This is a genomic window from Enterobacter sp. 296B2 (assembly GCF_034106185.1).
GTDB lineage: Bacteria > Pseudomonadota > Gammaproteobacteria > Enterobacterales > Enterobacteriaceae > Enterobacter > Enterobacter cloacae_N.
Map to the genome: position 1 here is coordinate 125,819 of NZ_JAWNCA010000012.1, position 9,244 is coordinate 135,062.

Annotated in this window: 11 protein-coding genes and 1 pseudogene; 2 read left to right on the plus strand and 10 right to left on the minus strand. The window is 48.5% G+C overall.

Annotated features, from left to right (window positions below; all coding sequences use genetic code 11):
• Positions 1 to 102: 102 nt before the first annotated feature.
• Together URZ40_RS11560 and URZ40_RS11565 are read right to left on the minus strand one after the other, a co-directional pair.
• A complete protein-coding gene (locus URZ40_RS11560) occupies positions 103 to 1,728 on the minus strand; it encodes a mechanosensitive ion channel domain-containing protein (RefSeq protein ID WP_316379246.1) in 1,626 nt (541 codons plus the stop codon).
• A gap of 417 nt (positions 1,729 to 2,145) precedes the next feature.
• Positions 2,146 to 2,988 carry a terminase small subunit gene (locus tag URZ40_RS11565; RefSeq protein ID WP_320720579.1) on the minus strand — a complete coding sequence of 281 codons (843 nt, stop codon included), beginning with the start codon at positions 2,986 to 2,988 and terminating at the stop codon, positions 2,146 to 2,148.
• A gap of 15 nt (positions 2,989 to 3,003) precedes the next feature.
• Here URZ40_RS11565 and URZ40_RS11570 point away from each other — a divergent pair, with 15 nt between their 5' ends.
• A complete protein-coding gene (locus tag URZ40_RS11570) occupies positions 3,004 to 3,969 on the plus strand; it encodes a serine protease (protein WP_316379248.1) in 966 nt (321 codons plus the stop codon).
• Positions 3,970 to 4,192: 223 nt separating this feature from the next.
• Here the strand turns inward: URZ40_RS11570 and URZ40_RS11575 are convergent, their stop codons facing one another.
• From URZ40_RS11575 to URZ40_RS11590, 4 genes are all read right to left on the minus strand, one after another.
• Complete coding sequence (locus URZ40_RS11575) at positions 4,193 to 4,561, minus strand: hypothetical protein (protein ID WP_316379249.1); 369 nt, start codon at positions 4,559 to 4,561, stop codon at positions 4,193 to 4,195.
• A 244-nt stretch (positions 4,562 to 4,805) separates the two neighbouring features.
• Positions 4,806 to 5,183, minus strand: a complete 378-nt coding sequence (locus tag URZ40_RS11580; RefSeq protein WP_316379250.1) for a DUF2570 domain-containing protein — start codon at positions 5,181 to 5,183, stop codon at positions 4,806 to 4,808.
• Positions 5,180 to 5,674 carry a lysozyme gene (locus URZ40_RS11585; RefSeq protein WP_316379251.1) on the minus strand — a complete coding sequence of 165 codons (495 nt, stop codon included), beginning with the start codon at positions 5,672 to 5,674 and terminating at the stop codon, positions 5,180 to 5,182. The genes URZ40_RS11580 and URZ40_RS11585 overlap by 4 nt, the downstream gene beginning before the upstream one ends.
• On the minus strand, positions 5,652 to 5,876 hold the full coding sequence (locus URZ40_RS11590; protein WP_248229714.1) for a class II holin family protein: 225 nt from the start codon (positions 5,874 to 5,876) through the stop codon (positions 5,652 to 5,654). The genes URZ40_RS11585 and URZ40_RS11590 overlap by 23 nt, the downstream gene beginning before the upstream one ends.
• Positions 5,877 to 5,991: 115 nt before the next feature.
• Between URZ40_RS11590 and URZ40_RS11595 the strand changes: the two genes are divergently transcribed.
• Positions 5,992 to 6,363, plus strand: a complete 372-nt coding sequence (locus URZ40_RS11595; protein WP_196352171.1) for a hypothetical protein — start codon at positions 5,992 to 5,994, stop codon at positions 6,361 to 6,363.
• Between the two features lie 158 nt (positions 6,364 to 6,521).
• On the opposite strand, the pseudogene URZ40_RS11600 reads toward URZ40_RS11595, so the two are convergent.
• From URZ40_RS11600 to URZ40_RS11615, 4 genes and pseudogenes are all read right to left on the minus strand, one after another.
• Positions 6,522 to 7,355: pseudogene (locus URZ40_RS11600) on the minus strand (antitermination protein).
• Positions 7,352 to 7,714 (minus strand): crossover junction endodeoxyribonuclease RusA, encoded by a 363-nt coding sequence (rusA, locus tag URZ40_RS11605; RefSeq protein WP_248039431.1) that lies wholly within the window; start codon positions 7,712 to 7,714, stop codon positions 7,352 to 7,354. The pseudogene URZ40_RS11600 and the gene rusA overlap by 4 nt, the downstream one beginning before the upstream one ends.
• A 2-nt stretch (positions 7,715 to 7,716) precedes the next feature.
• Entirely contained in the window at positions 7,717 to 7,917 is a 201-nt protein-coding gene (locus URZ40_RS11610; RefSeq protein ID WP_316379254.1) for a hypothetical protein, read from the minus strand.
• 5 nt (positions 7,918 to 7,922) lie between these two features.
• Complete coding sequence (locus URZ40_RS11615; protein ID WP_316379255.1) at positions 7,923 to 8,525, minus strand: DUF1367 family protein; 603 nt, start codon at positions 8,523 to 8,525, stop codon at positions 7,923 to 7,925.
• Positions 8,526 to 9,244: the final 719 nt, after the last annotated feature.

Below are 9,244 nucleotides of genomic sequence, written 5' to 3' on the forward strand. Positions count from 1 at the left end.
GAAAGGCATTATACGCTTTCTTACGCATGTATCAGCCTGAGGCCATCTTTCGTCAAACAGACCCATTCAGCAACTCTATTATCCTGCGCCGTCTTCACACCCTCACCTGTCAGCGTTATGCGTCCCGCTCGGTGCGACGGCAGGAGCGGAATACCAGTTTTCTTTGGCGACCATGACGCTTCCTTCAGGCTGCATGACAAAGTTGGGCGACATGATTTGCACGTTATATTCGTTAAAGACATCCTGAATGTTGCTGAACAGCGCATTGCGCGCGACGGCCAGAGGCTCCCCGGGTAGCAGCCTGACCTGAAGCTCATAGGCGATATACCAGTCCATTAGCGACAGCTGACGCACCAGCGGCGGCGTTGAAGGATCCACGCACGCTGTCCGCCTGGCGGCCAGCTCAAGCATGGCATGCACCTGCCGCCAGGGGGTGTCATACCCAATGGTGACGCTTACGGTTAAGTTGACGCTGCCGTCATTGTTTTGGGCGCTGAGGTTCGTTATCTTGCCGCTCACCACGACGGCGTTGGGCACGGTGACCACATAGTTTTCGCGGGTGATAATTTTGGTGGCGAGCATACCAATTTCGCTCACCTTCCCTTCGTTATCAGCGACCCGAATGACGTCGCCCTTGCGCAACGCGCGCGAATAAATCAGTACTAGACCGCTCATCGCATGATTCATCACCCCAGCAGAACCCAGCGTCAGCATCAGACCAAAGAAGACGCTTATGCCCTTAAAGGCCAGCGAATTGGCCCCGGGAAGAAACGGGTATGCGGCGGAGAGCGCGAACAACCACACCACAACTGAGAGAAGTTTTCTGGTCGCCCCGACGGTTTCAGGGTGCAACCCTGGAAACTGTAAACGCCCCACTTCTACCTGGTTGAGTACCACCTTTAACACTTTGAGGATTACCGCAGTGATCGTGAAGATGATGAAAACAATTGCCAGTCCTGGCAGCGCAGAGGCAACGGCTAAGGCAATCTGCCGTATGACATGCAACGTCCAGTCACCCAACGATGTTGCCCAGACTCGCGTCCAGGGAAACAGGCTGAACGACCAGCTAAGCCAGCCGTAAAAAGCCAAAATCATCACAACCAACATCAACAGGCCGTACAGGCGCGCTTCGATGAGGCCGATGAAACGGCGCCAGCGTTGGGGTACCCAGCTCCGCTTCTCAGCGACCTTTCGACGATAGTGCCCTCTTACCCATTTCCAGGAGCGCAACGCACCATAGCCAAGCAGGAACCAAATCAAAATACCGGCCGCAGTCTTTGCTGTGGAAAGCAGCAGCCATCGGGTATCATATTGATCGCGAAGTGAGTTACGCTGCGCTTCCAGACGTGCCAGCACGCGCTGAGCGGCCTGATCCAGGGTAAGATCGTCCCCTTCATCCAGATCTGATTCTGTCAGCAGCATGACCGGCTTACCATTCATCACGAACATTCTTCCCTGCTGGTTATACCGGGTGACAGGGATAATTGTCAGAGGTTTGCTAACATCTTCCTGCGAGAAATTACGTAACGTATTTCGAATCCGTAATACACGCTCTTCTGGCGTGGTGAAACCGAACTTTGCCTGCAGCATGACGATCGGTTGATGGAAGATATATAGCGTGCGTGCCCGCTCACTTTCAGTCGGTTCCTGTCGGGGTTCGGCAGCCAAAACGGGATGAGCAGGAAAATAGAGTAAACATAATAATAGAGCGAGCACTAACCTGTTCATATCTACCTGTATTTCATGAATTATGCGTTTTCACCAGGCATTGTATTAACATCATGCCGACCGACAGCCGTGGAAAACGTCCCTGCGAGAAATACCGTTCGCAGGCAAAGCTCTTGGCTATCATGTTGAATTTCTTAAAACCTCTCAACGTTCTGCTACATCACATAGAGGTTTTTGTTATTAAGCGCTTAATGAAAGGAAGCATGAATAAATATAAGTGGTGATACACAATCAGCAAGTTACTTGCCGAAAATTAACACGTTGTATTTGTAATGAAAGGCACTACTCTTAGCTGTAAATCGGCTATGACAATTCGAAGATTGCGCAAGGGGGTTACCTTGATTCCTTAGCGTCTCCCCTCACGCTCACGTTTACTCTTTTGGCTTCCATAGCGATTACCCTCGTTGATTTTGACGCTCAGCCCCCAGTCGAAGGCCACCTCTTCAATCGTCGGGTAGAAGATGTCACGGATCTGCGGGTACGTCGGCGCGAAATGATGGCTGTAATTTCGACGCCGTTCTTGCCGACCTTTACGCCTGAATAGGCGAGTCTGGAAGCAGCCGGGAGTTTCCTTGTGTCAGCGAAGTAAGGCTGGCCAATGCCATCGCGGTTGCAGCGCGGACATTCAGGATTTGGCTCTTTGTTGTGGTCGTAACCGTAACCACCAGAATCCTCTGGTTCACGTCTGTCACGTTCAATAGCCTCGAGTCTTTTCTCTTCGAACTCCACGGCATCACGCCACTGGTAGTGGTGACCGAAACCCCAGCAGTAACGACACGCACCGCGGCGATACTGCGAAAGCTGATTTGCATCGAAGGTGGCGAGCTGCCACATCTGCGCGAGGACTTCATCGGCACTGCCAAGCGTGCGCATAATGGAGGCTTTCTGCTGCTGCGCAATGGCCTGCGCAACGTTAGGATTCGCTATGAGCTGACGACCGTAGTTTGGGTCACTATAGCCAGCACGTGCAGCGGCAGCGGTGGCGTTGTTGTCTTTCAGGTATTCCGCGACAAATAAGCGCTGCTGAGCAGTAAGTCCATCATCATCCACCAGCTCATTTGCGTTTTTATCTTTCTGCGCAGTGCGCATTTTTTTCTGCGCAGGTTTTTGCGGTGTTTGCGCAGAAGGTTTTTTGATATATCGACGGGCGGTAGCGTAGTTCAGTCCCTGCGCTTCACACCATTCCTTTGGTGATACGCCGGTTGCGGCATGGTCGGACAGGAACCGTTGCTGAAGCTCGCCCCAGTCTGGTTTTGCCATGGTAAGAACCTATTGATGAACATGTTCCGCTTAGTGTTAGTCTTGCAACAATGTATACTGCTGAGCCGAAAAATATCTCAGCTAACAGATTATGAGGATGTTATGGGAATTTCGAAAATCTCCCTTTTCTCTTTGAATTTATGCTTATCTAAAAATGGAATAGTCATTGGATCAGGCACAGGTTTTTTCTATGAGCATGAGAAGGATTACTTCCTTATTACAAATTATCATGTATTTACAGGTAGAGAGCCCAAAAATCCAGAGTGCTTGCTAGAGGGTTATCCAGACTCACCTGATCGCATTTCTTTTGACATCCCTTACTTTGATGGGCAAGAGCATGGGGTTGCAGCCAACATTCATATAAACATCGATGAAGATTCTGTTTTCATTGAACACAAGGATAGAAATAAAGGCATTGACTTAGTTGCCCTAAAAATAGATATTCGCGAGAGTCAGCGGTGTGCCATCACAACTCAAAAAGATATTGAATTAGTGGATGACATTGCAGTAGATGTCACATCAAACTTATTCATTGTCGGATACCCGTGGGGGCAAAGTGTCTCACCAAATCTGCCAATATGGAAAAAGGGTACTATTGCAAGCGAGCCTCAGCTTATTTCTGAAGGAATTCAAAAAATTTACATCGATACATTCACCAACCCAGGCATGTCTGGCTCTCCTGTATTCGCAAGCGAAGATCGTGATGGTTATATTTACAATCCAAAATATGAGTCTTTATATAAAAAAAGTCTAACTGGTGACAAGGAAGCGATAACAAAAATTTCAGGCATTGAACCTGATTATATTAAACAGATAAGAAAATTTAAATATTTCAGATTGATGGGGATATACTCCGGTAGAATAACTTTTGCTTCAAAAGACCCTCAAATTGGTATTGTATGGCCATTACCTTTGTTAGAAGATTTATTAAGAAATGGGATTAAAACCCATCATCCTTACCCTCCAATTAAAACCACTTAATTGCGTGGATTTTATTATAACAAACTAAAACATCCTAACTGCTCGTGGTAGAAGGCTCATTCCTTTTGAATGGTTAGGGTAATTTAGTAGAAACTGTGTATCATTACCTTTTTTATGATTTTTTTGGAAGTTTACGTAGTCATTTACTAATAGTAATATCGCCATGCCTAGCATGGCTATTCATTGTGATGGCAATAAAAAACCGCCCGTAGGCGGTAATAGTTTACTTCTTTGCAATGAAACGATGAATTTTGTCGTTCATGAATAGGGCAAGCTGAGACTCGTCGAGTTTATATCCCTTGGATGATAATTTATGTGCAAGCATGATTATTTTCTCATCCCTCAAATCTTCTGTTCCTTCAAGTAAGTTTTCTTCTCCTGAGGGCATATATTTTTTGGTTGTTTTATATACAACCCTTTCCTTTTCGGTATCTGAGTACGATATCTCAAGGAAATATTCACTCTTTTGCATACCAGTGCACCCATTTGTGAGTGCGCCATAAATCACTTTTATTGATTCGTAAAGAGATAGTGACTTACTAGCAACCTCTTCTTTTACGACTTTATCCAAAACGATTACTAAGGATGACATGTCTAGCCCTCTTTTGCGGTCATCCTACTTGTATCGGATCAAAATTAGAAAAATTTAGGTTACACAGTCTATTGAAACAAATTATTTAGTTACTCTTTCAGTGCGTAGCAACTCAAAACGTCTTATCGCCGCCTTATCCAGATTGCACTGCCCCAGCGCCGTATAGAGCTGAGTGTTTAACTCCAGACTTGCCTGCCAAGTGAATGGCACGGCCATTCCTGGGATCGGAGTATCTGCAGTCAGGTCAGCGCTTATCGGCACTACCGGAGCCGGGACGTAGACTGTCTGCGTATTCCCGCAGGCTGTCAGCAGCGGCAGAAGGAACAAGTTGGTTAGCGCACGGATCGCCTTCAAGCGCCTGCCTGATGTAGACAATGCGAGTCTCGCCCTTTTGAGCCAGTTCGTTCTTTGCATTCTGGGTAGCCTGTGAGATGTCACGAATGAGGTTCATCGTGGTGATCACGTTGCTGGTGATCGCCTCCGATGTTTCTGCACGGACCGTCGCCTTATCGCGCTGGTCTTTGTAGATGATGGCGTTGCCACGGTAGTGGTTAATTGACCAAGCCATGGAACCCAGCAGACAAATTACGACAGCGCAAATGATTGGGGTTAATCGGCTCATTTCTGGCCCCACTCGCAAACTTCACGCTCAATCTCTCGGCGGGTTACCAGTCCCTTCCACTGCTTTCCACCGGCATACGTCCAGCGCTGCAGTTCTTTGCATGCACCCGGAACGTCGCCGGAATTTAATTTTTTCAGCAGCGTCGATCTGCTAAATGCTCCCGTTCCCACGTTATAGGTGAAGGAGTAAAGCGCGGCCCGAGTGGTTTCGGGAATATGGACTTTAATCAGCGGGTCGATAGCTGCAGCTACCTTGCGCAGGTCGGATTGAAGCAAAGCGTCACATTCTTTATCGGTGTATCTGTGACCGCGGCGAATGTCAGCGCCGGTGTGCCCATCGCAAACAGTCCAGACACCGACGACATCCTGATAAGCGTAATAACGACGCCCTTCAAGACCATCTGCATTACCCAGCATGACTGCTGCAATAGTTATTGCGCTGGATCCACCAACAATGACGCCCACCAGCTTATTTCTGAGTGTCGGGTTCATCTCGGCTCCTGCTGCGGCGGTTGTCTTCGCGGATTTTGAAATAGAGGTTTGTCAGGTACGTCATCACTGCAATGATGATACCCACCAGCACGCCGATAGCGTTCCACTGCTCGGGGCTATAGGCATTCAGCATACCGTTTAGGATGCTACCGGCTGAAGCGCCATATGCAGCACCTGTGGTTATTTTGTCCATGCGATACATGCTCTCACCTCGCGATGCTGCGGGTGTTGAATGTTTGAAGATGATTAGCCGTAATGACTAAAGCTGAGAGTGTGTTCTACCGATAATGATATGAACATTTAATCTGGGAAATTTTATGCAGACAGTATCTACTTACAAAGATCTTGCAAAAGCAATAGCCTGTGATTCAAACAAAATTGAAGTCACTGGTGATATCACCAAGGGAACGGTAAAAATCGTGGCCAGTGGCGCGGTTTCCTGGGCAATTGCTATCGGCGCAATCAGCATCGCATACGCTGCATTTGTTATGACGCCTGCGACGGGGGGAACTAGCTCAACTTTATCATTAATGTTTGCACCGGCAGCTGTTGCCAGCATTGGATTACCAGCAACTACCGCAGCAATTGCAATTGTAACTGGCGCAGGATCCTTAACGGCGATTAAAAACTTAAGGAAATATAAGGTTGAATCTCTTGAAGATGGTAAAGCTATTTTAGTTAAAAAATAGTTTCATGAGTTCCTAGCTGGTGTACAGAGTTGTTTTGAAGGTATAAAAAAAGCCCCACGGGGTTAACCGCAGGGCTTTAAACGAAGGCAATAACCCATCGTTAGAGCAAAATTACCACACATTCGGGAAAAGTAAATAGCTCACGATAAATTCACACCCTATTTTGTTATCTGCTTCAGCTGCGCATCAGCCCACGCCTCTTCGATATCAAACTTGGTGATGAGCTGGTCGTAGAATGGCTTAACAGACTTCTTCCAGGTATCGAGGGTGATTGCATCCGTTATCTGGCACATCGCGGCGTAAGCCTCAGTTGATGGAATTCGCTCAAACCCCCGCCCACTGCAGCGCTTGCAATCAGCCAGAACCGGCACACCCTGCTGTTCAGTAAGAACCTGATTAACGGTTTTCCCGCGTCCATGACAATCTTTACAGGCACAACTTACAACCTTCTTACCCTTGCACTGAGGGCAGAGAACGCGCGCTACCTCCATGACCTACCTACGCACCTCATACTCAGAAGGTCGAATATCCTCCGCGCCCATGTGCAAAGACATCTTCACGAACTTCTTCTCTTTTGCCGGAGTGTGAGACTTCATGCTGAAAACCTCAGCGTCAATAAACCCTTCCCCATTGCAGCCATCGCACTGCTTCACGCTGGCGGCGCTGCGGGAATAGTCCTCGAACGCGAAGGTGGCCAGTTGATGCATCACCAGTGGCTTAACCCCGGCATCCAGTTTGCGCAGTGCAGCCACCCGATCGCACTTAGTCAGCGCATACTGTGCCAGCAGCTCGATCGCCCTCGCCCGATCGTTGTAACTGATGCCCATCTTCCCGAGAAATGCGCTGTATCCCATTGCTGCCCGTTCCTGCGTCATGCCCATAGCGGCCATGATATCCGTTCCGGTTAATGAGTCTGACGCAGTAGCACGCGGAGAGTCGCTAATCATTGTCGATTTGGCGAAGTGATATTTGAGGGTGTTTTCAAGTTTCATGCGGTCTCCAGCTCGGTGATGGTGAGTTCTAATTTCCCGCCCTTAATGACAGGCATTTTCATAACGCGATAGTCGACAACCTGGCAGTCATCCAGCCAGAATCCCGCCTTTGTTAAAGCGTCAAATGCAGCTTTCTGCAGATTATCCAGATCGCGGCGACGGCGGTCGGGCATGTGACATTCAATTCGGATTTTGAGTGGTGCGGCCGTGCGAATATTAAGCCGGGCGCTTCGAATGACACTGGCGACCGCATAGCGATACGCTACGCCATCAGCGCTAATGTGAGTGCGCCCGCGGTTGTGCCGGTAATACCGGTTATTGCTCGGCGGCCAGGGCAAAGTGATTTGATATGTCTTCACGTTCACCCCCACATCCGGTTTCGCCAGCGGCTGTCAGGGCGCGCTGGTGTATTTGAGGTCGGAAGGAATGCACTGACAGTCCATGTCACGTAATCCGGGTTAAGGCTACGCTCAACACGGACGCCGCGCGCTTTGTAACGCTTAACCAGATCGTCGGCCTGTTCGGTGCTGCAATCGGTGTGGTGGAACCAGGTCTTCTTCATTCCCGTCACCCCGCAAAGCTCATGAGTTGCGCAGCGGCATTCTCCGCCTCGCGCTGGTCCCTGAATGCTTTGGATAATATCCAGCGCCAGAGGACATCAAGCGCGGCCTTGTACAGCTGCTGGAACTCAATTTCGTCCATGTTGGCGAATGAAATACTGCGTGGGTGCTTCTGAAGTGTGCCATCCGGAAGTTTGATAGCGTCGTAATGCCCGGCCTGAATAATCACCCAGGCGCGGTAAGCATCGAAGGATTTGCACAGGCTAATGCCATTCGTGACGCGCCGGTAAGCAACCTGCTCAAGATACTGCTCAGCAGCATCGATCAGCGCACCCTCATTCCCGCCATATGAAGCAAGGAACTTGGCGTAGCCGGTGATCAGCTTCCGCTCGTTGCTAGATATAGCCCCGCCGGTTAGTTCCCAGTATTCAAAACCGAGATTGAGAAGCGCGAAAAAGCGCCGGTGAAATGCCGGGTTTCGTACCCGCCTGAACTCTGCAACAAGAACATCGCCGAGCCGGTTTTTTGATTGCAGGATATCGCTGGTCTCGGGCGTAGCCGGGATCAGTATTCCTGAGTGGTGTTTGATAAGTTGTAATTCTAGCGCCATGGTTCTCTCCGTGGCGCATCAGGTCAACGGGTGTTCAGTCCGTCGGATTTATGATATCAGAGGGCTCCGTGATTCGGTAGCCAAGGCGGCGAAGAAAGCGGGTTCCGGAGGATATATTGAAAATCCCTTCATCCTCCAACAACGGTCGGCAAGAAACAATTCCATTTCGAGTATAAAGAAGACAACGACTTTGGAGTGGAACTGAGCCAATAAGCATGCCATCCGATCTTCTTACTATATCGTACCAGTCGCCCTGTTCTTGAAGTTTGTTCACAACCTCCTCCCTTCTTTGTTCACTGTGAAACCAACCTTCCGGCAGTGTTAAACCCTCATATAGCGTCAAGATATTGATGCCAAAAAATGCAAATGAGAATGCCGAAAAGAAGCTACGTCTATGTTGTAGAGTCTAAACATACAACAAAATACTGTATATATAAACAGCGCCTTGCAAGATGGAAGGGCTTGGTTAAGAGATTACATCATTCAAACTAGTTGGTTTTTTATTCATCTGATGGTAGTGAGTCATCAATAAGGAGCTTAAGTTTGGAAGGAGGATCTGGGTGACAGTTTCGAAGAGTAACTATTTAAATCTGTAAAAAGACTTAAGGCGAAGACATGCCTTACGTATTAAGCATACTGGCACTTGTCAAATATTACTGACTTTTATGTCACTTACGAGTGAAAGAATTGCCTTGCAATAGACAACAAGAGTCATGAAA

Bases quoted from the DNA above. Each gene is read 5' to 3' on its own strand.
- URZ40_RS11560 (WP_316379246.1), bottom strand. From the start codon at position 1,728: ATGAACAGGTTAGTGCTCGCTCTATTATTATGTTTACTCTATTTTCCT.
- URZ40_RS11565 (WP_320720579.1), bottom strand. From the start codon at position 2,988: ATGGCAAAACCAGACTGGGGCGAGCTTCAGCAACGGTTCCTGTCCGAC.
- URZ40_RS11570 (WP_316379248.1), top strand. From the start codon at position 3,004: ATGAACATGTTCCGCTTAGTGTTAGTCTTGCAACAATGTATACTGCTG.
- URZ40_RS11575 (WP_316379249.1), bottom strand. From the start codon at position 4,561: ATGTCATCCTTAGTAATCGTTTTGGATAAAGTCGTAAAAGAAGAGGTT.
- URZ40_RS11580 (WP_316379250.1), bottom strand. From the start codon at position 5,183: ATGAGCCGATTAACCCCAATCATTTGCGCTGTCGTAATTTGTCTGCTG.
- URZ40_RS11585 (WP_316379251.1), bottom strand. From the start codon at position 5,674: ATGAACCCGACACTCAGAAATAAGCTGGTGGGCGTCATTGTTGGTGGA.
- URZ40_RS11590 (WP_248229714.1), bottom strand. From the start codon at position 5,876: ATGTATCGCATGGACAAAATAACCACAGGTGCTGCATATGGCGCTTCA.
- URZ40_RS11595 (WP_196352171.1), top strand. From the start codon at position 5,992: ATGCAGACAGTATCTACTTACAAAGATCTTGCAAAAGCAATAGCCTGT.
- URZ40_RS11610 (WP_316379254.1), bottom strand. From the start codon at position 7,917: ATGAAGAAGACCTGGTTCCACCACACCGATTGCAGCACCGAACAGGCC.
- URZ40_RS11615 (WP_316379255.1), bottom strand. From the start codon at position 8,525: ATGGCGCTAGAATTACAACTTATCAAACACCACTCAGGAATACTGATC.